22 protein-coding genes and 1 tRNA gene are annotated in these 22794 nt (G+C 72.3%); 9 read left to right on the plus strand and 14 right to left on the minus strand.

Going from position 1 to position 22794, the window contains the following annotated elements; genetic code table 11:
* Positions 1-70 precede the first annotated feature (70 nt).
* On the plus strand, positions 71-667 hold the full coding sequence (locus tag ACQZOG_RS04715; protein WP_037639727.1) for a histidine phosphatase family protein: 597 nt from the start codon (positions 71-73) through the stop codon (positions 665-667).
* A gap of 134 nt (positions 668-801) precedes the next feature.
* On the opposite strand, the gene ACQZOG_RS04720 is transcribed toward ACQZOG_RS04715, so the two are convergent.
* Entirely contained in the window at positions 802-1398 is a 597-nt protein-coding gene (locus ACQZOG_RS04720) for a TetR/AcrR family transcriptional regulator (RefSeq protein WP_058916220.1), read from the minus strand.
* A gap of 122 nt (positions 1399-1520) precedes the next feature.
* Here ACQZOG_RS04720 and ACQZOG_RS04725 point away from each other — a divergent pair, with 122 nt between their 5' ends.
* Positions 1521-2093, plus strand: a complete 573-nt coding sequence (locus tag ACQZOG_RS04725) for a hypothetical protein (protein ID WP_033274732.1) — start codon at positions 1521-1523, stop codon at positions 2091-2093.
* A 69-nt stretch (positions 2094-2162) separates the two neighbouring features.
* Here the strand turns inward: ACQZOG_RS04725 and ACQZOG_RS04730 are convergent, their stop codons facing one another.
* Complete coding sequence (locus ACQZOG_RS04730; RefSeq protein ID WP_430741303.1) at positions 2163-3617, minus strand: hypothetical protein; 1455 nt, start codon at positions 3615-3617, stop codon at positions 2163-2165.
* A gap of 284 nt (positions 3618-3901) precedes the next feature.
* Here ACQZOG_RS04730 and ACQZOG_RS04735 point away from each other — a divergent pair, with 284 nt between their 5' ends.
* Together ACQZOG_RS04735 and ACQZOG_RS04740 are read left to right on the plus strand one after the other, a co-directional pair.
* Positions 3902-4291, plus strand: a complete 390-nt coding sequence (locus ACQZOG_RS04735; RefSeq protein WP_106963411.1) for a hypothetical protein — start codon at positions 3902-3904, stop codon at positions 4289-4291.
* Positions 4292-4352: 61 nt separating this feature from the next.
* Positions 4353-5222: a spermidine synthase gene (locus ACQZOG_RS04740; protein ID WP_430741304.1), complete on the plus strand. Its 870-nt coding sequence runs from the start codon at positions 4353-4355 to the stop codon at positions 5220-5222.
* A gap of 17 nt (positions 5223-5239) precedes the next feature.
* Here the strand turns inward: ACQZOG_RS04740 and ACQZOG_RS04745 are convergent, their stop codons facing one another.
* On the minus strand, positions 5240-5797 hold the full coding sequence (locus ACQZOG_RS04745) for a hypothetical protein (protein ID WP_033274729.1): 558 nt from the start codon (positions 5795-5797) through the stop codon (positions 5240-5242).
* A gap of 145 nt (positions 5798-5942) precedes the next feature.
* On the opposite strand from ACQZOG_RS04745, the gene ACQZOG_RS04750 reads away from it, so the two are divergent.
* The 3 genes from ACQZOG_RS04750 to ACQZOG_RS04760 all read left to right on the plus strand — a co-directional run bounded on the left by ACQZOG_RS04750 (position 5943) and on the right by ACQZOG_RS04760 (position 9233).
* The gene (locus ACQZOG_RS04750; RefSeq protein WP_156703063.1) at positions 5943-6677 is read left to right on the plus strand and encodes a response regulator transcription factor; all 735 of its coding nucleotides are present in this window, start codon (positions 5943-5945) and stop codon (positions 6675-6677) included.
* Positions 6674-8083 carry a sensor histidine kinase gene (locus ACQZOG_RS04755; protein ID WP_430741305.1) on the plus strand — a complete coding sequence of 470 codons (1410 nt, stop codon included), beginning with the start codon at positions 6674-6676 and terminating at the stop codon, positions 8081-8083. Before ACQZOG_RS04750 ends, ACQZOG_RS04755 begins: the two co-directional genes overlap by 4 nt.
* Positions 8084-8195: 112 nt before the next feature.
* Positions 8196-9233 (plus strand): chitinase, encoded by a 1038-nt coding sequence (locus ACQZOG_RS04760; RefSeq protein ID WP_033274726.1) that lies wholly within the window; start codon positions 8196-8198, stop codon positions 9231-9233.
* Positions 9234-9492: 259 nt separating this feature from the next.
* Here ACQZOG_RS04760 and ACQZOG_RS04765 read toward each other — a convergent pair whose 3' ends face one another.
* The 4 genes from ACQZOG_RS04765 to ACQZOG_RS04780 all read right to left on the minus strand — a co-directional run bounded on the left by ACQZOG_RS04765 (position 9493) and on the right by ACQZOG_RS04780 (position 14338).
* The gene (locus ACQZOG_RS04765) at positions 9493-10932 is read right to left on the minus strand and encodes a GH1 family beta-glucosidase (protein ID WP_037639718.1); all 1440 of its coding nucleotides are present in this window, start codon (positions 10930-10932) and stop codon (positions 9493-9495) included.
* Positions 10933-11046: 114 nt separating this feature from the next.
* Positions 11047-11952, minus strand: coding sequence for a carbohydrate ABC transporter permease (locus ACQZOG_RS04770; RefSeq protein WP_033274724.1), 906 nt, complete (start codon positions 11950-11952; stop codon positions 11047-11049).
* Between the two features lie 11 nt (positions 11953-11963).
* On the minus strand, positions 11964-12974 hold the full coding sequence (locus ACQZOG_RS04775; RefSeq protein ID WP_058916217.1) for a carbohydrate ABC transporter permease: 1011 nt from the start codon (positions 12972-12974) through the stop codon (positions 11964-11966).
* Between the two features lie 5 nt (positions 12975-12979).
* Positions 12980-14338: an ABC transporter substrate-binding protein gene (locus ACQZOG_RS04780; RefSeq protein WP_033274722.1), complete on the minus strand. Its 1359-nt coding sequence runs from the start codon at positions 14336-14338 to the stop codon at positions 12980-12982.
* Positions 14339-14680: 342 nt separating this feature from the next.
* Here ACQZOG_RS04780 and ACQZOG_RS04785 point away from each other — a divergent pair, with 342 nt between their 5' ends.
* Positions 14681-15736 carry a LacI family DNA-binding transcriptional regulator gene (locus ACQZOG_RS04785; protein WP_033274721.1) on the plus strand — a complete coding sequence of 352 codons (1056 nt, stop codon included), beginning with the start codon at positions 14681-14683 and terminating at the stop codon, positions 15734-15736.
* Positions 15737-15852: 116 nt separating this feature from the next.
* On the opposite strand, the gene ACQZOG_RS04790 is transcribed toward ACQZOG_RS04785, so the two are convergent.
* The 4 genes from ACQZOG_RS04790 to ACQZOG_RS04805 all read right to left on the minus strand — a co-directional run bounded on the left by ACQZOG_RS04790 (position 15853) and on the right by ACQZOG_RS04805 (position 18674).
* A tRNA-His gene (locus tag ACQZOG_RS04790) sits at positions 15853-15925 on the minus strand.
* A gap of 119 nt (positions 15926-16044) precedes the next feature.
* Positions 16045-16647 carry an oligoribonuclease gene (orn, locus tag ACQZOG_RS04795; RefSeq protein WP_191883461.1) on the minus strand — a complete coding sequence of 201 codons (603 nt, stop codon included), beginning with the start codon at positions 16645-16647 and terminating at the stop codon, positions 16045-16047.
* Positions 16648-16802: 155 nt separating this feature from the next.
* A complete protein-coding gene (locus tag ACQZOG_RS04800; protein ID WP_191883462.1) occupies positions 16803-18038 on the minus strand; it encodes a helix-turn-helix domain-containing protein in 1236 nt (411 codons plus the stop codon).
* Positions 18039-18416: 378 nt separating this feature from the next.
* Positions 18417-18674, minus strand: coding sequence for a hypothetical protein (locus ACQZOG_RS04805; protein WP_037639714.1), 258 nt, complete (start codon positions 18672-18674; stop codon positions 18417-18419).
* 394 nt (positions 18675-19068) lie between these two features.
* Here ACQZOG_RS04805 and ACQZOG_RS04810 point away from each other — a divergent pair, with 394 nt between their 5' ends.
* Positions 19069-19596, plus strand: coding sequence for a universal stress protein (locus ACQZOG_RS04810; RefSeq protein ID WP_033274717.1), 528 nt, complete (start codon positions 19069-19071; stop codon positions 19594-19596).
* A gap of 123 nt (positions 19597-19719) precedes the next feature.
* On the opposite strand, the gene glmS is transcribed toward ACQZOG_RS04810, so the two are convergent.
* The 3 genes from glmS to ACQZOG_RS04825 form a co-directional block, all read right to left on the minus strand.
* The gene (gene glmS / locus ACQZOG_RS04815; RefSeq protein ID WP_037639712.1) at positions 19720-21537 is read right to left on the minus strand and encodes a glutamine--fructose-6-phosphate transaminase (isomerizing); all 1818 of its coding nucleotides are present in this window, start codon (positions 21535-21537) and stop codon (positions 19720-19722) included.
* A 12-nt stretch (positions 21538-21549) separates the two neighbouring features.
* Positions 21550-21807, minus strand: coding sequence for a hypothetical protein (locus ACQZOG_RS04820; protein WP_006131553.1), 258 nt, complete (start codon positions 21805-21807; stop codon positions 21550-21552).
* A gap of 75 nt (positions 21808-21882) precedes the next feature.
* Positions 21883-22773, minus strand: a complete 891-nt coding sequence (locus ACQZOG_RS04825) for a DUF4429 domain-containing protein (RefSeq protein ID WP_430741306.1) — start codon at positions 22771-22773, stop codon at positions 21883-21885.
* Positions 22774-22794: the final 21 nt, after the last annotated feature.

Below are 22794 nucleotides of genomic sequence, written 5' to 3' on the forward strand. Positions count from 1 at the left end.
CCCGGGTTGCCCCCGACCAGGGTGAGCGATGATGGACGGGTCCCGCCTGTGTTTTCCCGGAAGGTTCCCCATGGCTCCGCGCATCCTGCTGGCCCGGCACGGACAGACCGCGTGGTCGCTGTCCGGCAAGCACACCGGCAGGACCGACGTGCCGTTGCTGGAGGAGGGCCGCCAGGGGGCGAAGCTGCTCGGCGAGCGCCTGCACCGGCAGCCGTACGACGGGCTGCCGGACGTCGAGGTGCGCACCAGCCCGCTGTCCCGCGCGCGGGAGACCTGTGAACTGGCCGGCTTCGGCGACCGCGCCCGGCACTGGGACGAGCTCCTGGAGTGGGACTACGGCGCCTACGAGGGCATGACCCCGGCGGAGATCCAGGCGGTGCGGCCGGGCTGGCTCATCTGGCGCGACGGCGTCCCGGAGGGCGAGACGCTCGCGGAGGTGACGGCCCGCGCGGACGAGGTGGTCGCCTGGGCGCGCTCCGCCGACCGTGACGTGCTCGTCTTCGCCCACGGCCACATCCTGCGCTCGATCGGCGCCCGCTGGCTGGGCCTGCCGCTGGACTTCGCGGCCCGCATCCGCCTCAACCCCACGTCCCTGTCGGTCCTGGGGTGGGCGTACGGAGAGCCGGCCCTGGAGAGCTGGAACGACGTGGGGCACCTCGTCCCCTGACGGTGCGCGCACGCGCGCGAAGACGGTGCGCAGGCGCGCGCGAAGACGGTGCGCAGGCGCGCGCGAAGACGGTGCGCCCACGCGCGCGTGACGCGTATCTCCGCGCGGGCGCCGGCCGCGTCTCCTCGCGCGCGTCAGCCGCGCGGCACGGGGGCGCCCGTGGTGAGCAACGACTCGACGCCGCTCAGGAAGGTCTCGCAGACCAGTTCGGGGTCGAAGAGGCAGCCGGCCGCCATCGCGCCGTCCCTGAGCATCACGAAGTGCCGTCCCGCCGCGTCGGCGGGCTCGAGCCCCGCGCGGCCGAGCAGCCCGGTGACGGTCTCCAGGAACCACTGCCGGTGCGCCAGCACGGTCCGGTGCACCGGGTGGTCGGGGTCGGGGTACTCCGCCACCGCGTTGAGGAACGCGCAGCCGCGGAAGCCGGGGGAGCGGATGCCGTCGGCGATGGCCCGCGCCGCCGCCCGTACGTCGTCCTCCGGCGAGGCGTCCGGTGACAGCGCGCCGGTGATCTGCGCCCGTATGCCCTGGTCCGCCTGGTCGAGGTAGGCGAGGACCAGCTCCTCCTTGCCGGTGAAGTGCCGGTACAGCGTGGCCCGGGTGACCTGGGCCTCCTCGATGATCCGGTCGACGCCCACGGAGTGGATCCCCTCGGCGTAGAAGATCTTCGTCGCTGTTCCGAGCAGCCTGGTCCGCGCCTCGGACGGCTTGCCGCTTCGTGTGCCCCGGTTCATGGCTGCGAGCGTACCAAAGCGTGAGGGAGAACGTTCGGTCTTGACGTATGGCCGTGAGGGGTCTTCAATCAAAGGAGACCGAACGTTCTCCCTCACAGCTTCGCCCGTCGAGAGGCACTCCCATGGACACCCTCGTCACCACCGCCCCGGCCCCCGCGCCCACCGCCGCTCCCGCGGCCCTGCGCCGGCTCTACTTCGTGCGCTTCGCCTTCGCCGCCGTCTGGGCCGCCCTGCTGTTCGCCACGGCCGACACCCTCGGCCCGCTCAGCGCGACGCTCCTGGTGATCTATCCGCTCTTCGACGTCGCCTGTGCCGTCGTCGACGTACGCTCCGCCGCCGCGGACGGGGGTCCCGCCCGGCACCTGTACCTGAACATCGCGCTCAGCGCCGCCACCGCCGTCGGCCTCGCCGTCGCCGCGACCTCCGGCATCCCGGCGGTGCTGCGGGTCTGGGGCGCCTGGGCCGTCACCGCCGGACTGGTCCAGCTCGTGGTGGGCGTCGCCCGGCGCCGCATGGGCGGGCAGTGGGCGATGATCGCGAGCGGCGGCATCTCCACCCTCGCCGGTGTGTCCTTCGCCGCGCAGGCGGGCGGCGCCGACGCCTCCCTGAAGACCCTGGCGGGCTACGCCTTCCTCGGCGGCGTGTTCTTCCTCGTCTCCGCCCTCCGCCTGGGCCGCGCCGCCAAGAGCGCGTGACCCGGCCCGGACACCGCGGGGCCCCGCCGGCGTTCCCCCTGCGCCGGCGGGGCCCCGCGGTCCGTGACGTCACACCATGCGCGGCAGCGAGGCGTGGCGGTCCAGGAACTCCGAGACGCCGGGCGTACGGCGGTGCGGCAGCAGCACGCGCGAGGTGCCGGACAGCATCGAGCGGACGCGGGACGACTGGACCTCGCCCAGCAGGTCCAGGGCCCGCATCCCCGCCTGCGCGGCCTCGTCGGGATGTCCGCCGCGGGCCAGGTCGTCGGCCAGCTCCGCCGTGTACAGCGCGATGTTGCGGGTGAAGTGCGGGTCCTGGAGCTCAGCCGCCCGCCGGGCGTGCCGCGCCGCGCGCGTCCAGTCGCCCAGCGTGGACCAGCACTGCGCCTTCAGGCCCTCCAGCTCCGCCTCCCCGTAGAAGGTCATCCACTCGGGGTCCGCCTCCGCGGGCCCGCGGTCGAAGTACGCCTGGGCCCGGACCAGCGCCTGCTCGCACCCCGTGCGGTCGGCGAGCCCGGCCCAGCCGCCCGCCTCGCGCAGCGCCAGCAGCGACATCAGCCGGGGCGAGCCCAGCGGCCGCGCCGCCCGCTGCGCCGCCTGCGCCGCCCGCACCGCCTCCCGGGGGCGGCCCGCGTCCCGGGCGAGGAACGCCGTGTTGCAGAACGCGTGCGCCTCCAGCGCCGCGTCGCCCGTCACCCGGGCGGTCGCCAGCGCCTCCGCGTAGTGCGAGCGCGCGTCGTCGAAGCGGCCCGAGTCGTGCGCCAGCCAGCCCACCGAGATGGCCAGCTCCCCGGCGCCCGCGTACAGCCGGTCCGCCGTCCGCTGCCGGGTCGTCCCGGCCTCCAGCAGTTCGTACGCGGCCCGCAGCGGGGCGGCCGCACGGCGGTAGAGCCCGTCCGCCCCGTGGCGGTCGTCGAGCACCCGGATCCGGCGTACGGCCTCCTCCAGGGCGCACGCGTCCGACGTCCCCGCACGGCGCACGGGGCGCTGTGCCGCCGAAGCCTCCGGGGCGAGCCCGTACGGGCTCAGGGCGGCGGCCACCGTGGCGCCACCGCCGGTCATGAATGCGCGACGCAGCACGTCGCTCTCCTCGTGGTCGTGCGGGTCGAACTCGTCGTACGGGTCGTACCTGTTGTGCGTCTCATACGGCTCGGACGCCCCGCTGGTCTCACTCGTGGCGTTCGCCGGGTTCTCGGGAAGGGCCGCGGGCCGGTCCCCGGCGGCCCGGGTCCGGCGTCCGCGGACCGACGAGCGGGGCGCGAAGCCCAGGTCGGTCAGCGTGCGGCCGGGGAACATGTGCAGGAACACCCGTTCGTAGGCGTAGTTGGGGCAGCGGATCTCGCCTGCCTCCACGCGGTGCACGTACCGCGCGTCACAGCTGACCCGCTCGCCGATCTCGCGGGCGGCCCGCCGTACCGCCGCGGCGAACTCGGCCGGCGAGCGCGATCCGCGCAGTTGCCGGAAGACGAGATTCGGCCGTTGCGGCCGGGCTGGCTGGGACGGGGGCACCGTTGACGACGCCATGGCCGGGTCCTCTCTGCGAACCGTCGAACCATGCCGGAAACGGGGTGGCTTGTCCGAGTGCCACCCTGTTTCCGGCGGGCATGAACGTACCTGCTGTGACGAGCTGGGTACGCTGAGTTTGACTACATACCGGATATGTCATCCGTGATCTGCCATGAAGTGCCATCCTTTGCGGCGGACTTCCGGCGTAGCCCTTGACGGCGAGGCTCGTTGGACTCTGTGGACCGGGAGCCCCCCGACTCCCGACCCCTCGTCCGAGCGTGATCCGTGTGGTGGAGGCCGGGATGATGACGACCAGCCGGAAGAACGACCCTCTCGAACCCTCCGGCCCGGACTGTGACGTGGTCACCGTCCCGGCCCGGCAGGGCCTGGAGGCGGTGGACATCCTGCGGCGCGGAGCCGGGGACGCGGTGGGTCCGGTGCTGCACGACGGCGGGTGCGACACCCTCGGTTTCCTGGTGCCGCCCGGCACCGCGGCCGCCTGGGACGTCCCCGGCAGCGTCTGTACGGAGACCGACGGCCGCGGCATCTGCCTGACGCCCGACCGCCCGGCTGAGGGGTCCGACTGGCTGGTGCCGCCCGGCGAGGCCGACCTGGCGACCGACCCCGCGGTGCTGCGCGAGGCACTGGGACAGGCCCAGCGGATGATCGACGCGGCGGACAGCTGCAGCTGATGTGCGGGCCGGGCAGCGGGCCTCGGCGGGGTGCGGACGCGCCGCCTGGGACAATGGCCGCATGGCACGGGGCACGAACAGCGGACGGGGACAGGCGGCCGTCGAGGCCGTCACCGAGCAGGTCGACGGAGGGACCGCCCGGCTCGTCCCGGACCGCGACCGGTCACGTGCCTGGACGCTGCTGATCGACGACGCCCCCCAGTCGCACGTCGACCTCGACGACCCCTCCCGCCTGTCCTTCGAGTACCAGCGCCGCTTCGGACACGTCGTCGACCTCGCCGCCCCGCCCGGAAAGCCCCTGCGGGCCGTGCACCTCGGCGGCGGCGCCCTCACCCTCGCCCGGTACGTCGCCGCCACCCGCCCCCGCTCCACCCAGCAGGTCGTCGAGCGTGACGGGGCACTGGTCCAGCTCGTCCGGCGGGAGCTGCCCCTCGACCCACGGGCGCGGATCCGGGTGCGCACGGCGGACGCCCGCGAAGGGCTCGCCAAGGTGCCCGACGGCTGGGCCGGCCTCGTCGTCGCCGACGTCTTCGGCGGCGCCCGCACCCCGGCCCATCTGACCTCCACCGAGTTCCTCGACGGGGTCCGCAGGGCGCTCGCCCCCGGCGGCGTCTACACCGCCAACCTCGCCGACGGGCCGCCGCTCGCGCATCTGCGCGGCCAGATCGCCACCGCCGCCGCCCGGTTCGCGGAACTCGCGCTGATCGCCGACCCGGCCGTACTGCGCGGCAAGCGGTTCGGCAACGCGGTCCTGGTCGCCTCCGACGCGCCGCTGCCGCTCGCCGAACTGACCCGCAGGGCCGCCTCCGACCCGCACTCCGGCCGGGTCCTGCACGGCCGGGAGCTCACCGACTTCACCGGCGGCGCAGCACCCGTCACCGACGTCGAGGCGGTCGCGTCCCCGGCGCCGCCCGCCGACGCGTTCCGCTGAACGCGCCCGGTTCGGCGTCAGTACGTGGCGACCTCCACCCGCGGCGGACCGTCGTGCCAGGTGCAGAACACCGTCACCCGGTCCGCGCCCGAGGCGAACTCCACCCGGATCCACGTCTCCGTCTTCCACACCTGCATCGACCAGCCGGCCCCCGGCGTCGCCGACACGAGCGACGCGGACGCCTCCCCGACGTCGAACACCGCCCGGCCGCCCCGGGTGTCGTAGCTCTTGACCTCGCCGGCGGCGGCCGTCTCCGACGCCGGCGGCGGCTCGGACGGGGAGGCGGTGCGCGAGGGCGTCGGGTCCGGCGGGGCGGAGTCGGTGGCCACAGGCGCCGACGGCTCGCGGGACGTCCCGGTCCGGCCGGCGTCCTCGTCCGTGGAGGGTCCGGGGGACGGGCGGTGCGTGGACGACGACACCGCCCGCGCCTTCTCCTCGCCCGCCGGGATCGGCAGGGCGCGCGGCGGGTCGTAGGCCGTGCCCTCCATCACCGTGCTGACGCCCCACCACGACAGCGTGACCGCCGCGCCCGTGGCGAGCAGCCAGGCCAGTACGTGTAGGAGTCCTCTGCGCATCGTCGGCCCATAGTGCCCCACGCGCCCCATCCGTGTCGTGCCCCCGGACGGCCCGGACCGGCCGTCCACAGGCCTTCGGGAAGCTCGTCCGGAGTTGTCCACAGGCCCCGGCCGCCCCCGCCCGGCATGGCGTACGGTGCCGCCCATGGCAAGTGTTCTCGTGGTCGAGGACGACCAGTTCGTACGCTCGGCGCTGATACGGCAGTTGACCGACGCCTCGCACACCGTGCGCAGCGTCGGGACCGCGCTGGAGGCGCTGCGCGAGGTCGCCCATTTCCGCTTCGACGTGGTCGTCCTGGACCTCGGACTGCCGGATCTCGACGGCTCCGAGGCCCTGAAGATGCTCCGCGGCATCACCGACGTCCCGGTCATCGTCGCCACCGCCCGCGACGACGAGACGGAGATCGTGCGGCTGCTCAACGCCGGCGCGGACGACTATCTGACCAAGCCGTTCTCGGTGGAGCACCTCTCCGCCCGGATGGCCGCCGTGCTCCGCCGCGCCCGCGCCGGAGGCGGCGAGGCCGCGCCCTCCCCGGTGATCCGGGTCGGCGGCCTCACCGTAGACCCGCTGCGCCGCCAGGCCGAGCTGGACGGCGCCCGACTGGACCTGACCCGACGCGAGTTCGACCTCCTCGCCTTCCTCGCCGGACGGCCCGGCGTGGTCGTGCCCCGGCGCGAGCTGCTCGCCGAGGTGTGGCAGCAGTCCTACGGCGACGACCAGACCATCGACGTCCATCTGTCCTGGTTGCGCCGGAAGCTGGGCGAGACCGCCGCCCGCCCCCGCTACCTGCACACCCTGCGGGGCGTCGGCGTGAAGCTGGAGCCCCCGGCCGACGCGGCCGGACCCGTGCACGCGCCCGGAGCGGAGCCGCCGCGATGAGATGGGCCCTGGTGAAGGTGTCGCTGGCGGTGACCGCGATGGTCGTGGTGGCCTTCGCCGTCCCGCTCGGCCTGGTCATCCGCGAGATGGCCCGCGACCGTGCCTTCGCCGGCGCCGAGCGGGAGGCGGCGGCCGTCGCCCCCGCCCTGTCCATCACCACCGACCGCGCCCAGCTGGAGCGGGTCGTCGCCTCGGCCGGCTCGGGCACCGCCATGGCCGTGCACCTTCCGTCCGCCGGTGGTGAACAGCCCCTGGACATAGGGCGGCGGCGGGCCTCCGACGAGGACGTCGCCGCCGTGCGGAAGCTGGGCCGCGCCTCCACCTCCACCGTGCCCGGCGGCTCGGCGCTGCTCCAGCCGGTCGCGCTCAGCTCCGGCGAGATCGCCGTCGTCGAGGTGTTCGTCCCGGAGTCGGCGGTCACCAACGGCGTCGGCACGGCCTGGGCGGTCCTCGCGGCCGTCGGCGCCGCCCTGGTCGTCGGCTCGGTCGCGGTCGCCGACCGGCTGGGCGTGCGCATGGTGCGCCCCGCCCAGCGGCTGGTCGAGGGGGCGCACGAACTGGGCGAGGGCAAGCTCGGCGCCCGCGTGCCCGAGGAGGGACCCACCGAACTGCGCCTGGCCGCCGTGGCGTTCAACTCCATGGCCGACCAGGTCGTCCAGCTCCTTGCCAACGAGCGGGAGCTGGCCGCCGACCTGTCCCACCGGCTGCGCACCCCGCTCACCGTGCTGCGGCTCAACGCCGCCTCCCTGGGCGACGGTCCCGCCGCCGAGCAGACCCGCGCCGCCGTGGAGCAGCTGGAGCGCGAGGTCGACACCATCATCCGCACTGCCCGCGACGCCAAGCCGCAGACGGCCGCCGCCGGACCCGGCGCGGGGTGCGACGCGGCCGAGGTGGTGCGCGAACGGATGGGGTTCTGGTCGGCGCTCGCCGAGGACGAGGGCCGCAAGTGGCGCGTCGCCGGGGCGGACCGGCCGGTGCGCATCCCCGTGGCCCGCGCCGACCTGGCCGCGGGTCTCGACGCCCTGCTCGGCAACGTCTTCCGGCACACCCCCGAGGGCACCGCCTTCGCGGTCGACGTGCACAACGGCGAGGACGCGGTGATCGTGCTCGTCTCCGACGCGGGCCCCGGCATAGCCGACCCCGAGGCGGCGATGGCACGCGGCCGGGGCTCCGGCACCGACGGCTCCACCGGGCTCGGCCTGGACATCGTGCGCCGCCTCGCCGAGTCCACCGGCGGCGACGTGCGGATCGGCCGGTCGGTGCTCGGCGGGACCGAGGTGCGCATCTGGATCCAGCTCGACGGCCGCGACCGGTCGCCGCGTCGGCGCGGTCACCGGGGGAGCGTCCGCCGCCGCAGGGCGGGCCGCGGCGCCCTGTCCTTTAACCGCTCCCGATCCCTCCCTTAAGCGGACCCTAAGGTTCCCTGCCGCCGTCCGGATCAGGAGAGTTGTCCGGTTCCGGATCACTAGCGTGCTGCCGCACCCTCCCCCCACGAACGGCAACGAAGGCAGGCACGCGATGAACACGCACCGGCGCAGGATCAGCGGCAGGAACAAGACGATCGGCGCGGTGGCGGCCGCGGCCGTCGCCGCAGGCGGAGCGTTCCTGTTCACCAACACCGCACTGGCCACGGACGAGACGGCCGACGGCTCCACCAAGGCGGCCGGCGCGGGCTTCGCCCCGTACGTCGACACCTCCCTCAGCCCGGCGTTCGACCTGTCGGCGAGCGCCGAGGCGACCGGCGTGAAGGAGTACACCCTCGCGTTCGTCACCGACGGCGGCGGCTGCACCCCCAGGTGGGGCGGCACCGGCGGCCTCGGCGACAACCCGGTGGCCGCGCAGATAGGCGCGCTGCGCGAGGCCGGCGGCGACGTCCGCGTCTCCTTCGGCGGCGCGGCCGGCTCCGAACTCGGCACCACCTGCGGCTCGGTGGAGGCGCTCACCGCCGCCTACACCGAGGTCGTCGACGCCTACGGCCTGACCAAGGTCGACTTCGACGTCGAGGGCGGCGCGCTGCCGAACGCGGAGGCCAACACCCGCCGCGCGCAGGCGATCGCCGCCCTGCAGAAGTCCCACCCGGACCTGGACGTCTCCTTCACCCTCCCGGTGATGCCGGAAGGGCTCACCCAGGACGGCGTGAACCTCCTCGCCGACGCCAAGGAGAACGGCGTGCGCGTCGACACCGTCAACATCATGGCGATGGACTACGGCCCGGCGTACAGCGACGACATGGGCACTTATGCCGAGCAGGCCGCCACCGCCACTCAGGCGCAGCTCAAGGAGGTCCTCGGGCTCGGCGAGGCCGAGGCGTGGCAGACGGTCGCGGTCACCCCGATGATCGGCGTGAACGACGTCGTCACCGAGATCTTCACGGTCGAGGACGCCACCCAGCTCGTCGAGTTCGCCCAGGCCAAGGGCCTGGGCCGGCTGTCGATGTGGTCCGGCACCCGCGACCAGCAGTGCCCCGAGGGCGAGAAGCCGGCCGCCGACGCCACCTGCAGCTCCATCCTCCAGGACAAGTTCGCCTTCTCGAAGGCGTTCGCGGCCTACAACTGATCCGCCGGGTCGACTGATCCGCCGGGTCGACCGAGCTGCTGGATCAATCGAGCCACCGAGCCACCTGGAACAACGGGGAACGCGTGCCCCGGCCGGACCTCCCCCCACCCGGCCGGGGCACCCGTGCGTCCGGCGACAGGTCCGCGGGCCTGCGTGGCAGGGCCCGGACGCACACGAGCGGGGCGCGGCACTCCCCGGGGATCACCGCGCCCCGCCCCCCGTGCCCCGCGCCCCGTTCCCTCCGGACTCCGAGGACCGGTCAGATGCCCTCGGGGTCCGGAAGCTCACCGGCCTTGGCCGCACGCGCGTACCACAGCGCGCTCGACTTCGGCGTCCGCTTCTGGCTGACGTAGTCGACGTACACCGCGCCGAAGCGCTTCTCGTAGCCGTACGCCCACTCGAAGTTGTCCAGCAGCGACCACAGGAAGTAGCCGCGCACCTCGGCGCCGTCGTCGATGGCCCGGCGCACCGCGGAGAGGTGGCCGTGCAGGTAGGCCACGCGCTCCGGGTCGTGGACCTTGCCGTCGGCGTCCGGCTTGTCGTCGTAGGCTGCGCCGTTCTCCGTGATGTAGAGGGGCAGGCCGGGAGCCTCGCGGTGGTAGCGCATGATCAGCTCGTGCAGACCGGTCGGGTCGACCGACCAGCCCATCTCGGTCTGCTCGCCCGGCGACTGGTGGAACGCGACGTCGTCGGCGGCGGGCCACGGCGAGTGCTCGCTGGCGCCGTGACCGTCGGCGCGCGGGCCCTTGTCGTCGGGGTCGGCGGCCGACACCAGGGTCGGCGTGTAGTAGTTGAGGCCGAGCGCGTCGACCGGCTGGTGGATGGTGTCCAGGTCGCCGTCCTCGATGCACGACCAGTCGGTCACCGAGGAGGTCGCCTCCAGCAGCGTCTCCGGGTAGGCGCCGTGCAGGATCGGGCCGTGGAAGATGCCGCCCGACAGGTCGTCGATCTTGCGGGCCGCCACCAGGTCCGCGGGGGAGTCGGGGTTCAGCGGGCGCACCACGGAGGTGTTGAGGCTGAGGGAGATCTGGTTGCGGGCCGGCATCACCGAGCGCAGCGCCTTGGTGCCGAGGCCGTGCGCCAGGTTGAGGTGGTGGGCGGCCTTGAGCGCGGCGGCCGGTTCGGTGCGGCCGGGGGCGTGCACGCCGGAGGCGTAGCCGAGGAAGGCGGCGCACCAGGGCTCGTTGAGCGTCATCCACGTCTCGACGCGGTCGCCGAGCGCCTCGCCCATGATCTGCGCGTACTCGGCGAAGCGGTAGGCGGTGTCGCGCTCCGGCCAGCCGCCCGCGTCCTCCAGCTCCTGCGGCAGGTCCCAGTGGTAGAGGGTGACGGCCGGCTTGATGCCCTTCTCCAGCAGCTCGTCGACCAGCCGGCGGTAGAAGTCCAGACCGCGCTGCACGGCCGGGCCGCGGCCGGTGGGCTGCACCCGGGACCAGGAGACGGAGAAGCGGTACGCCTGGAGGTTGAGGTCGGCCATCAGCGCCACGTCGTCGCGGTAGCGGTGGTAGTGGTCGACGGCGACGTCACCGGTGTCGCCGCCCGCCGTCTTTCCCGGCGTGTGACTGAAGGTGTCCCAGATGGAAGGGGTACGTCCGTCCTCCCGCACCGCCCCCTCGATCTGGTACGCGGAGGTCGCGGCGCCCCAGAGGAAGGCCGGAGGAAAGGTCACCGGGGTCGCCGGCGTGGCGGAGTCAGACATGGAAGCGCTCCCATAGAGGTCGCATAGGGGTCGTGGAAGACCGACGGATACGTGAGAAGAAGGAAGGGGGCCGAGACGGCGGCGACCCGGCCCCACCGGATTCGGGTGCGGGCGTCAGCCCTTCACCGCGCCCTGCATGATGCCGCCCACGATCTGCTTGCCGAAGATCGCGAAGACCAGCAGCAGGGGCAGCGTGCCGAGCAGCGCACCCGCCATGATCAGGGACTGGTCGGGGGTGTACCCGCGGCCGAGACCCGCGACGGCGACCTGCACGGTCGGGTTGCCGGTCTGCGTCAGCACCAGGAACGGCCACAGGAAGTCGTTCCACGCCTGCACGAACATCAGCATGCCCAGCACGGCCATGGCCGGCCGAGCGGCGGGGAACACCACGTGCCACACCACGCGCCAGCTGCTCGCGCCGTCCACCCGCGCGGCCTCGATGACCTCGTCGGGCAGCGCCTGGAGCAGGTACTGCCGCATGAAGAACACGCCGAACGCGCTCACCAGCGACGGGAAGATGACCGCCTGGAGCTGGTCGGTCCAGTCCAGCTTCGCGACCATCATGTACAGCGGGATGATGCTGAGCTGCGGCGGGATCATCATCGTGCCGATGACCACCAGCATCAGGGCGTTGCGGCCCTTGAAGCGCAGCTTGGCGAAGGCGAACCCGGCGATCGTCGACAGCACCACGATGGTGACGGCGGAGGTGCCCGCCACGATGGTGGTGTTGAGGAACGCCTTGCCGAGGTTGGCGTCGCTCCAGGCGATCTCCAGGTTCTTGAACAGGTTGGAGCCGAACCAGAACGGCGGCGGGTTCTCCGCCAGGCGCTGGTTGTCGCGGGACGCGGCGATCGCGGTCCACACCAGCGGGAACAGCGACACGATCATGAACACGGCGAGGATCGCGTACGCGATCGGTCCGCCGTGCAGGGTCCCGCCGGCCCGCGCCGACTTCGGCAGGCGCGAGCGCTTCTGCTCCTTGACGATCGGTGTCTCGGGGGGCGTCACAGTCGTCGTCACGGCCACACTCCTTAACTGCTGGCGCGCAGCCGGCGCGAGATGAGCTGGTTGATGAGGCCGATCACGATCAGGATCGCGAACATGGTCCAGGCGATCGCCGAGGCACGGCCCAGGTGCTGGTTGACCCAGCCCTGCTCGTACAGGTACAGGCCGAGCGTCTGGAACTGGTGCTCCGCGCCGCCCGACGCGCCCTTGTTGGGGTCGAACAGCAGCGGCTCGCCGAAGACCTGGCTGGCGCCGATCGTCGAGACGACCACGGTGAACAGGATCGTCGGACGCAGCGAGGGCAGCGTCACGTGCAGGAACTGCCGCCAGCGGTTGGCGCCGTCCAGCGCCGCCGACTCGTACAGGTCCTGCGGGATCGCCTGCATCGCGGCCAGGTAGATCAGCGCGTTGTAGCCGGTCCAGCGCCAGATGATGATGGTCGAGACGGCTATCTGGCCGGGCCACTTGTCGTCCTGCCAGCCGATCGGGTCGATCCCCACCGCGTCGAGCGCCCAGTTGATCATGCCGTAGTCACGGCCGAAGAGCAGCACGAACACCAGGGTCGCGGCGGCGATCGAGGTGGCGTACGGCGCGAGCATCGCGACCCGCCAGAACGTGGACGCCCTCAGCTTGTAGTTGAGGATGTGGGCGATGCCCATGGCGATCATCAGCTGCGGAACGGTGGAGATGATGCCGATGGTCAGGGTGTTCTGCGCCGCGTTCCAGAAGAAGTCGTCGTCGAAGATCCGGGTGTAGTTCTTCAGACCGACCCAGTCCATGTCGGTCGGCGCGGTCAGTTCCACCTGGTGCAGCGAGGCCCACCCGGTGTAGAGCAGCGGGAACAGGCCGAAGGCCGCGAACAGCACGAAGAACGGGGCGACGAACGCGTACGGGCTCCAGCGCGCGTCGCGCTGCCAGCGGCGCGACAGCTTGGCCTTGCGCCGGTCTTCCTTGTCCGCGGAGCGGCTGCCGGGCGTACGGCCCGGGGCCGCGCCCCCCTTGACGGGGGACGCGGCGATGTCGGAGCGGGTGGCCATGCGGGTCACTGGTCCAGGTTGTTGTCGATGGTCTTGGTGGCCGTCTCCCAGGCCTCCTTGGCCGACTTGCCCTTCGTCACGAGGATGACGCCGTTGTCGGTCAGACCCTGCTGGATGATCTGGTCCTTCGGGCCGATCACCTGGACCGGGATCTGCTTGGCGGCCTCGGAGAAGATCTCACCGATCGGCGCGTCACCGGTCATCTCGTTGGTGGCGCCGGTCACCTCCGGGCTGTCGTACGCGGCCGGGGCGCTCGGGAAGGAGCCCTGGACCTTGAACAGCTTCGCCTGCTGCTCGGGCGCGGTCAGCCACGCGACCAGCTTCTGCGCCTCCTCGACGTTCTTGCCGCTCTTCGGCACGCCCAGGAAGGAGCCGCCCCAGTTGCCGGACTTCGGGGCCACGGCGACGTCCCACTTGCCGGCCGCGTCGGACTTCGACTTGCCCTTGATGTAGCCGAGCATCCACGGCGGGCAGGCGACGGTGGCGAACTTGCTGTTGGCGATGGTGGTGTCCCAGGCCGGCTGGAACTGCGTCTGCGACTGGACCAGGCCCTTCTCGGCGGCCTCGGCGGTCAGGTCGAACGCGTCCTTCACGGCGGGGTTGGTCTTGTAGATGACCTCGCCGGAGGCGTCGTAGAACTTCTCCTTCTCACTGCTGAGCACCGCGTTCAGCAGGCCGCCGGGGGAGTCCATGAAGAAGGTGTCCTTGCCGGCCGCCTTCTTGTACTTCTCACCGGTGGCGATGAACTTGTTCCAGTCGCCCGCCCAGAGCTTGCCGACCTCCGCGCGGTCGCTCGGCAGCCCGGCCTTCTCGAAGAGGTCCTTGCGGTAACAGATGGCCATCGGGCCGACGTCCGTGCCGAGCGCGATGGTCTCGCCGCCCTTGGCGGTGGCCTGCTCCCACTTCCAGGGCAGCCAGCCGTCCTTCTTCACACCCTCGACCTTGGACATGTCCGTGAACTTGTCCGCCTGGGTGCCCACGACCTCGGCGATGTTGGCGACCTCGATGGCCTGCACGTCCATCAGCCCGCTGTTGGTGGTCAGGTGGTTGACGAGAGCGGGGTAGTAGTTCTCGTTCCGCTCGACCACGTTCTCCTGGATCTTGATGTCCGGGTTGAGCTTCTCGTACTCGGCGTAGAGGCCGGCCTCCTTGAAGCCCATGGTGCCGAACAGGCCCAGGGTGATCGTGGTCTTGCCCTCGCCGGACGACGAACCACCGGAGCTGTCGTCACCGCCGTCGTCGGCGCAGCCGGCCAGCAGCCCGGTGCCCAGCGACACGACGGCCGCGACCGCCAGCGCCTTGCGGGCGAAGGGCTTCCCCCCGCCCGACCGCTGCCTGGTGAGGGGCAGGGTACGTGCTCGCATTGCGTCCTCCTGTTGCCCTGACGTGCCGACCCCCCGGCCAACGGCGTTGTTGACCCGTATTCTGCGCGTTGCGGCTCGGGCGGGGAACGTGCGGGTTGTGTATGTGTCAGGTACTGTGGGAGCGCTCCCACAAGTGATGTGTTGAAGAGTCGCGGGTCCGGGCGGGGGTGTCAAGGGAACAGACGCCGCAAAGTGCGTTCAGTTATCTGCCCGTTAACTTGGCCCGGCGGCCCACTCCTTCGGAACGCCGGGGTCCGCACGGACGCCCTCGCGGGTGGTCACCGTCACTGCCGGGGCTGTTACATTCCAGGCCAGGGTGACACACAAGGAAGGCGGGGGCGGATGGCAAGCCACGGAGTGCGGGGCCGGAGCGGTGGCCGCCCCACCCTCGAAGAGGTGGCAGCGCGCGCCGGAGTGGGCCGCGGCACCGTGTCGCGCGTGATCAACGGCTCCCCGCGGGTGAGCGAGGCCACACGCGCCGCCGTCGAGGCGGCCGTCGCCGAGCTGGGTTACGTCCCCAACACCGCGGCCCGCGCGCTGGCGGCCAACCGCACCGACGCGATAGCGCTCGTGGTGCCCGAGCCGGAGACCCGGTTCTTCACCGAGCCCTACTTCTCCGACATGCTCCGCGGCGTCGGCGCCGCGCTGTCCGACACCGAGATGCAGCTGCTGCTGATCTTCGCGGGCAGCGACCGGGAGCGGCAGCGGCTCGCCCAGTACCTGGCGGCGCACCGCGTGGACGGCGTGCTGCTGGTCTCGGTGCACGCCGACGACCCGCTGCCCGACATGCTGTCCCAGCTGGAGATCCCGGCCGTGATCAGCGGTCCCCGCTCCGCGGACGAGACGCTCACCTCGGTGGACTCCGACAACTACGGCGGCGCCCGGCAGGCCGTCGAGCACCTCGTCTCCCGGGGCCGGCGCACCGTCGCGCACATCACCGGCCGGCTGGACGTCTACGGCGCCCAGCGCCGCGTCGACGGCTACCGGGACGCGCTGCGCGAGGCGGGTCACCAGGTGGACGAGCTGCTCATCGAGCCGGGCGACTTCTCCGAGGGCGGCGGCCGCCGCGCCATGGAGGCCCTGCTGGAGCGCCGCCCGGACCTGGACGCGGTGTTCGCCGCCTCCGACGTCACGGCGGCCGGCGCCCGCCAGGTGCTGCGCGAGGCGGGCCGCCGCATCCCGGACGACGTCGCACTGGTCGGGTACGACGACTCCGCGATCGCCCGCCACATGGAGCCGCCGCTGACCAGCGTGCGCCAGCCGATAGAGGAGATGGGCCGGGCGATGACCGACCTGCTGCTCCGCGAGGTCGCCGACCGCCGCCCGTCCGCGACGCGGGAGCTGGAGCGGCGTCAGATGGTGCTGGCGACGGAGCTGGTGGAGCGCGCGTCGTCCTGAGCCGGTCTGTCCGGCCGGGGACACCCTGGTCCAGGGGCGCGGGCCGCCGCCCGCGCCCCCGGCCGGAAACGCCAGAAGCCGGTGACCTCGTCGAGGTCACCGGCTTCTGCGGTGAGGGTGAGTGACGGGACTTGAACCCGCGACATCCTGGACCACAACCAGGTGCTCTACCATCTGAGCTACACCCACCACGGCCTGGTTCCGGGAGGTCAGTGACTTCCCCGACCGGCCGAGAAAAAGTGTACAGGGTCCGAAGGGGTGCTCGCGCACACCTTTCCGCGCGGCCCCCCTGCGCCCCCTCGACGTCCCTACTGAGCAGGCAGGACGTGCTTCGCCGCGATCTTCTTCGCGGTGTCGGAGTCGGGCCCCGGCTGCGGCACGAAGACGGCCTCCCGGTAGTAGCGCAGCTCCGCGATGGACTCGCGGATGTCGGCGAGCGCCCGGTGGTTGCCGTTCTTCTCGGGGCTGTTGAAGTACGCCCGCGGGTACCAGCGGCGGGCCAGCTCCTTGATGCTGGACACGTCGACGATCCGGTAGTGCAGGTAGCTCTCCAGGGTCGGCATGTCGCGCAGCAGGAAGCCGCGGTCGGTGCCGACGGAGTTCCCGCACAGGGGCGCCTTGCCGGGCTCCTTGACGTGCTCCTTGATGTACGCGAGGACCCGCTGCTCGGCGTCCTCGAGCGTCGTGCCGTTCGGCAGCTCCTCGAGCAGCCCCGACGCGGTGTGCATCGCGCGCACCACCTCCGGCATCGTCTCCAGGGCCCGCTCGGGCGGGCGGACGACGATGTCGACGCCCTCGCCGAGCACGTTCAGCTCGGAGTCGGTCACGAGGGCGGCCACCTCGATGAGCGCGTCGTCCGACAGCGAGAGGCCGGTCATCTCGCAGTCGATCCACACCATGCGATCGTTCATGTGTCTCACCTTACGGTGCGTGACGCCGGGCGTGACCGGGTGGTGAAGCGGGGATTCCCGGGATTCGCCGTACGGCGGTGAGGCCGGCGGTGAGGCCGTGCCGCGCAGCGGTGAGGGCCGGAGGCACACGGCCTCCGGCCCTCACCGCGGTCACCTCAGGGCGCGCCGCGCTGCCCGGGGACGCCCGGCGCCGACGCGGTGAGGGGCGAGCCCAGCGCGCCGGCCGCCGCCGTCCGGCGCGCCTGGTGCGGGACCCCTCCGTCCGAGTGCAGCTGCTGCGGCATCGAGTGCCCCGCGGGCTCCGGCCGGCCGGCCGGGATGCCGCCCGCCTGGGCGCCGTGCGCGGTCCCGTCGTCCTGGCCCCGCTCGGCCTGCGGACGCCGTGCCCGGTACGCGGCCCGGTAGGCGGCCGGGGACGAGCCGAGCTGGCGCCGGAAGTGGCCGCGCAGCGCGACGGGCGAGCGGAAGCCGCAGCGTCCGGCCACCTCGTCGACCGAGTAGTCCGACGTCTCCAGGAGGCGCTGCGCCTGGAGCACCCGCTGCGTGATCAGCCACTGCAGCGGCGCGCTGCCGGTCAGCGAGCGGAACCGGCGGTCGAAGGTACGGCGGCTCATGTACGCGCGGGCGGCGAGCGTCTCCACGTCGAACTGCTCGTGGAGGTGCTCCAGCGCCCAGGCGACGACCTCGGCGAGCGGGTCGGCGCCGATCTCCTCCGGTAAAGACCTGTCGAGGTAGCGCTCCTGGCCGCCGCTGCGGCGCGGCGGGACCACCAGGCGGCGGGCGAGCGCGCCGGCCGCCTCGTTGCCGTGGTCCGTGCGCACGATGTGCAGACACAGGTCGATGCCGGCCGCGGTGCCCGCGGACGTCAGCACGTCGCCGTCGTCCACGAACAGCTCGCGTGGATCGACGTGCACCGACGGATAGCGCTTGGCCAGCGTCGGCGCGTACATCCAGTGGGTGGTCGCCGGACGGCCGTCCAGCAGACCCGCCGCCGCGAGGACGAAGGCGCCGGTGCACAGCCCGACGATGCGGGCGCCCTCCTCGTGGGCCCGGCGCAGCGCGTCCAGGGCGTCGTCCGGCGGCGGGGAGGTGATCGATCGCCAGGCCGGCACCACGACGGTGCCCGCCCGGGATATCGCCTCCAGGCCGTGTGGCGCGGTGAGTTCCAGGCCCCCTGTGGTCCGCAGCGGGCCCTCTTCGCCGCCGCACACCAGCAGGCGGTAGCGCGGTACGCCGGCGTCCTGGCGGTCAACCCCGAACACCGACAGCGGTATGGAACTCTCGAAAATGGGGCCGCCGCTGAACAGCAGCACCGCGACGATCTCCTTGCGGCGGCGCCCGGAGAGTTTCCGGGCCGCGTTTTCCGGCGCGGCAGTGGAGTCGTGGCTCATCCTGCTAAGCCCCCCTCGGTGGTCGCGGCTCCTCGGTTGTGTCGCTCCTGCACGTTTCCCCTCGGTCCTGCACGAGTCCCCCGCCGTAAGACAGTCAAGATCGAATCTACTGTGTCCCGTCGCGCACCGGTGGCCAGTTCGGCACTCGGTGCATTGTCGACTTGGCAACTTGGCGTGAAGCATTCGATCACGAAGCGTTGCACTCGCGCGCCGTGCAGGGAAGTGCGCCTCGTCGCGGTGGCCAAAGCACGTAGGGTGCGCGGGGCCCGCGAGGTGCTTTCCGTGCAGGTGGAACGGGGGTTGGGGGGCGGTCACGGCACCGGGTGCGCCAGAACCGGAAGTTGGCTGAAAAGAGACGGGCGGGGGTGCGGAAACCGGTCAACCGGCCGGTGAGTCTACGGCGTCCCGTGGGGCGTACGCCCGCGCATGGGAAGAGACGCCGGCGCGCCGGGAGCGGCGGATCAGCACGCGGGAGGCGGCGGTGACGGCCGCCAGGCCGCAGGCCACGCCGGCCGCGGTGAGGAAGGGCGCCCCGCGCCACAGGAGGACCGCCGGGGCCAGCAGGCAGCCGAACGCCGCCCAGCGCAGGAGATCGTCCTCCGGAGGCCGGACGGGTGCGTGGGCGGGGCGGGGCATCGGGGCGCTTCCTGTCGCGGGGAGCCGTCGTGGCTCTCGTGTGGTTCTCGTCGTGGTTCCACCATCCCAACGGGCGGGCCGCCCGTCGGTCACGCGCGGGGCGTCCGTCGGTCACGTACGGGGCGTGCGGTGCGGACGGTCCGGGTGTCACCGGTGCGATGGTTCAGGTGTCAAGCGAATACCCCGCAAACCGCCTGTACAGGCCAGCAACCGTTGCGTCGTGGGCGGACCCTCGTGCATGCTCCGGGGAACCCGCCTCCCGGCTCGCGCGGGATCTGGGCCCAGGAGGCGTGCCGCCGTACCCTTGGGGGTATGGGGTTGGGAAGATACTTCCCGGACACAGCTCCGCCGCACACTGTCGTCCCCATAAAAGGATCACAACCCCGAGACAGCCATGGCCGGTCACGAATTCTTCGAACCCGCGGACCGCAAGCGGCCGGTCGCCGATCCGACGGCGGCCGAACCCCTGGCGGCGGAGGAACCACGCCATGCGTGCGACCCCGCCTTCCGGCACGGGGTGGTGGTCGGCTTCGACGGTTCCACGTCCAGTGAACGGGCCCTCGCGTACGCCATCGGCATGGCGCGGCGCTCCGGGTCCGGACTGATCATCGTCCATGTGGCGAACCGGCTGCCCACCACGGTGTGGGCGGGCTGCGAGCCGCCGGTCTTCGTGGACGTCCCGGATCACCGCACGGAGGTGCTGGGGCTGGAGCTCGCCTGTGCGGACTACCTGGCCGAGGTGCCGTGGATCCTCGTCGAGCGGGGCGGGGACATCTGCCACGAACTCGAAGAGGTGGGGCGGGAGTACGAGGCGGACGCGATCGTCGTGGGTTCCACCCACGGGCTCGTGGGGCGGCTGTTCGGGTCGGTCGCGGGGAGGCTGGCGAAGCGGGCGCAGCGGCCTGTTGTCGTCATTCCATGACGTGAGCTTGCACAGGCGGGCCCCTACGTGTTGATCGGCAACACGTAGGGGCCCGTTCTGTTTGCACGGCCTGTGCGGGTGGGTGGGGGCTTGTCGCGCAGTTCCCCGCGCCCCTTGGGCGGCCTACTCGACCGTGACCGACTTCGCCAGGTTGCGGGGCTTGTCGATGTCCCGGCCGAGGGCCAGGGCCGTGTGGTAGGCGAGGAGCTGGAGCGGGATGCCCATGAGGATCGGGTCCAGCTCGTCCTCGTTCTTGGGAACCACGATCGTGTGGTCCGCCTTCTCCTGCTCCTGGTGCGCCACGGCGACGATCCGGCCGCTGCGGGCCTTGATCTCCTCCATGGCCGCGCGGTTCTTCTCCAGCAGGTCGTCGTCCGGGACGATGGCGACCGTCGGGAGGGCCGGCTCGATCAGGGCCAGCGGGCCGTGCTTGAGCTCGGAGGCCGGGTAGGCCTCGGCGTGGATGTAGGAGACCTCCTTGAGCTTCAGGGAGGCCTCGCGGGCCACCGGGTAGCCCCGGACGCGGCCGATGAAGAGCATCGAGCGGGCCTCGGCGTACTCCAGCGCCAGCTTCTTGATCTCCTCCTCCTGCTCCAGCATCTCGGCGATCTGGGCGGGGAGGCGGCGCAGGCCCTCGATGATCCGCTTGCCGTCGCGCACGGACAGGTCACGGGTGCGGCCCAGGTGCAGGGCGAGCAGCGCGAAGGCGACCGTGGTGTTGGTGAAGCACTTCGTGGAGACGACGCAGACCTCGGGTCCCGCGTGCACGTAGACGCCGCCGTCGGCCTCGCGGGCGATCGCGGAGCCCACCACGTTGACCACGCCGAGGACCCGGGCGCCCTTGCGCTTCAGCTCCTGCACGGCGGCCAGCACGTCGTACGTCTCACCGGACTGGGAGACCGCGACGTACAGGGTGTCGGGGTCGACGACCGCGTTGCGGTAGCGGAACTCGGAGGCCGGCTCGGCGTCGGCGGGGATGCGGGCGAGCTCCTCGATCATCTGCGCGCCGATCATGCCGGCGTGGTACGAGGTGCCGCAGCCGAGGATCTTCACACGGCGGATGCGGCGGGCCTCGCGGGCGTCCAGGTTGAGGCCGCCCAGGTGCACGGTGGAGAAGCGGTCGTCGATCCGGCCGCGCAGCACGCGGTCCACGGCCTCGGCCTGCTCGTGGATCTCCTTGTGCATGTACGTGTCGTGGCCGCCCATGTCGTAGGAGGCGGCCTCCCACTCCACGGTGGTGGGCTCGGCGGTGGTCCGCGTGCCCTCCGTGGTGTAGGTGCGGAAGTCGTCGGCCTTGAGGGTGGCCATCTCGCCGTCGTCGAGGGTGACTATCTGGCGGGTGTGGGCGACCAGCGCGGCGATGTCCGAGGCGACGAACATCTCCTTCTCGCCGATGCCGAGGACGACCGGCGAGCCGTTGCGGGCGACGACGATGCGGTCCGGGAAGTCGGCGTGCAGCACGGCGATGCCGTAGGTGCCCTCGATCAGGCGGACCGTCTCGCGGACCTTGTCCTCGAGCTTCTCGGCCTGCGAGCGGGCGATGAGGTGGGTGAGGACCTCGGTGTCGGTCTCGGAGAGGAACTCGACGCCGTCCGCCTCCAGCTTGCGGCGCAGGTCGGCGGCGTTGTCGATGATGCCGTTGTGGACGACGGCGACCTTGCCCTCGGCGTCCAGGTGCGGGTGGGCGTTCACGTCGGACGGGGCGCCGTGGGTGGCCCAGCGGGTGTGGGCGATGCCGGTGGTGCCCTTGAAGCGCGCCGGGACCTTGGCCTCCAGGTCGCGCACCCGGCCCTTGGCCTTCACCGTCTTCAGGGTCCCCGTCTTGGGGGAGGTCACGGCGATGCCCGCCGAGTCGTAGCCGCGGTACTCCAGACGCTGGAGGCCCTCGAGCAGCAGGGGGGCGACCTCACGCCTGCCGATGTAACCGACGATTCCGCACATACAGGTATGTTCCTAGCCGTAGACGATGCGGCGCAGCTGCCGGAGCGAGAGCTCGGGCGGCGCCACCGCGCGGTATCTCAGGTCCGCCTCGATCCGTTGGAAGATCGTCGCGTTCACCAGGCCCTGGGCCTGGAGCTCGCGGTGGCGGCGACGGACGTACTCCTCGGTCGTCTCGTCGAAGTAGGCGAGCACGTCCTGGATCACACGCAGCGCCTCGCCCCGGCTGAGGGGCGTGGACCGCGTCAGATGATCGACAAGTTCGTCGTGCACCCGATGATCCTGGAGTACCGGAGACCGTTTCGCAAGAAACGTGCCCGATTTCGGGCAGGCCGAGCCGGGTGGCCTCTACATGCGCTTCAGGACGGCCTGCTTGGCGAGGGTGAACTCCTCGTCGGTGAGGACCCCGGACCGGTGCAGCTCGCCCAGTTCCCGCAGCCGGCGCAGGAGTGCGTCGTGGTCGTCCTCGGCGGGGCCGGCCGGTGCGGGCCGTTCGCCCTCGGGGGTGCGCGGGCCGTCCAGGGCCGGGGCGGCGGGGGTGGACGGGTGCGGCAGCCGGGCCTGCACGGCGGCGGCGACCAGGGCCATCAGCGGGTCCTTCTTGAACCCCCACAGCTCCACCGCGTTCGGGTCGTACTTGGCCGGGACCTTGGTGGGGGCGTGCCGCACGAGGAGGCGCAGGTGGCCGTTCTCCAGCCCGGCCGCCGGCTGCCAGTCCACGCCCTCCAGGTCCTGCACCGCGAGGGTGCGGGGGCCCGCGGCGGACTTGGCGTCCTCGGTCTTCCAGTTCCACTCCAGCCGTACGCGCTCCCCGTCGAAGCTGACGGTGCCGTCCCCGGCGGAGACGGACAGGGGCAGGGGCGGGCCGGGCAGCAGGTAGGCGGTCACCGGACCTGACGGGATCTGCTCCAGCAGCAGGGCCGTGCGGACCTCCTCGGTGAAGTACTCGGCGACGCCGTAACGGTCGGACTCGACGGCCAGTTGGTACGGGTCGTGCGGTTCGGTGAGGCGGCCGCCGGTCGCGTGCAGGAGCGGGTCGGCGCCGTCGCGCAGCCGGAGCCTCAGCCGGCCCGACTTCTTGCCCTGCTCCAGGGAGATGCCCGCCAACGCCTCCAGCGGTACCGCCAGTTCACCCAGCGTGCGGCGGAGCAGGCCGACGTTCTTGTCGCGGCCGGGGGTCAGACGCAGGGTCTCGCCGTCGAACGTCCACGTGCCGTCCTTCTGGATGATTTCCGCCATGAGGCGATTGTTCCACCGCCA

It is taken from the genome of Streptomyces sp. P13-3-3 (genome assembly GCF_050571355.1).
Lineage (GTDB): Bacteria > Actinomycetota > Actinomycetes > Streptomycetales > Streptomycetaceae > Streptomyces > Streptomyces althioticus.

Bases quoted from the DNA above. Each gene is read 5' to 3' on its own strand.
- ACQZOG_RS04715 (WP_037639727.1), top strand. From the start codon at position 71: ATGGCTCCGCGCATCCTGCTGGCCCGGCACGGACAGACCGCGTGGTCG.
- ACQZOG_RS04720 (WP_058916220.1), bottom strand. From the start codon at position 1,398: ATGAACCGGGGCACACGAAGCGGCAAGCCGTCCGAGGCGCGGACCAGG.
- ACQZOG_RS04725 (WP_033274732.1), top strand. From the start codon at position 1,521: ATGGACACCCTCGTCACCACCGCCCCGGCCCCCGCGCCCACCGCCGCT.
- ACQZOG_RS04730 (WP_430741303.1), bottom strand. From the start codon at position 3,617: ATGGCGTCGTCAACGGTGCCCCCGTCCCAGCCAGCCCGGCCGCAACGG.
- ACQZOG_RS04735 (WP_106963411.1), top strand. From the start codon at position 3,902: ATGATGACGACCAGCCGGAAGAACGACCCTCTCGAACCCTCCGGCCCG.
- ACQZOG_RS04740 (WP_430741304.1), top strand. From the start codon at position 4,353: ATGGCACGGGGCACGAACAGCGGACGGGGACAGGCGGCCGTCGAGGCC.
- ACQZOG_RS04745 (WP_033274729.1), bottom strand. From the start codon at position 5,797: ATGCGCAGAGGACTCCTACACGTACTGGCCTGGCTGCTCGCCACGGGC.
- ACQZOG_RS04750 (WP_156703063.1), top strand. From the start codon at position 5,943: ATGGCAAGTGTTCTCGTGGTCGAGGACGACCAGTTCGTACGCTCGGCG.
- ACQZOG_RS04755 (WP_430741305.1), top strand. From the start codon at position 6,674: ATGAGATGGGCCCTGGTGAAGGTGTCGCTGGCGGTGACCGCGATGGTC.
- ACQZOG_RS04760 (WP_033274726.1), top strand. From the start codon at position 8,196: ATGAACACGCACCGGCGCAGGATCAGCGGCAGGAACAAGACGATCGGC.
- ACQZOG_RS04765 (WP_037639718.1), bottom strand. From the start codon at position 10,932: ATGTCTGACTCCGCCACGCCGGCGACCCCGGTGACCTTTCCTCCGGCC.
- ACQZOG_RS04775 (WP_058916217.1), bottom strand. From the start codon at position 12,974: ATGGCCACCCGCTCCGACATCGCCGCGTCCCCCGTCAAGGGGGGCGCG.
- ACQZOG_RS04780 (WP_033274722.1), bottom strand. From the start codon at position 14,338: ATGCGAGCACGTACCCTGCCCCTCACCAGGCAGCGGTCGGGCGGGGGG.
- ACQZOG_RS04785 (WP_033274721.1), top strand. From the start codon at position 14,681: ATGGCAAGCCACGGAGTGCGGGGCCGGAGCGGTGGCCGCCCCACCCTC.
- orn (WP_191883461.1), bottom strand. From the start codon at position 16,647: ATGAACGATCGCATGGTGTGGATCGACTGCGAGATGACCGGCCTCTCG.
- ACQZOG_RS04800 (WP_191883462.1), bottom strand. From the start codon at position 18,038: ATGAGCCACGACTCCACTGCCGCGCCGGAAAACGCGGCCCGGAAACTC.
- ACQZOG_RS04805 (WP_037639714.1), bottom strand. From the start codon at position 18,674: ATGCCCCGCCCCGCCCACGCACCCGTCCGGCCTCCGGAGGACGATCTC.
- ACQZOG_RS04810 (WP_033274717.1), top strand. From the start codon at position 19,069: ATGGCCGGTCACGAATTCTTCGAACCCGCGGACCGCAAGCGGCCGGTC.
- glmS (WP_037639712.1), bottom strand. From the start codon at position 21,537: ATGTGCGGAATCGTCGGTTACATCGGCAGGCGTGAGGTCGCCCCCCTG.
- ACQZOG_RS04825 (WP_430741306.1), bottom strand. From the start codon at position 22,773: ATGGCGGAAATCATCCAGAAGGACGGCACGTGGACGTTCGACGGCGAG.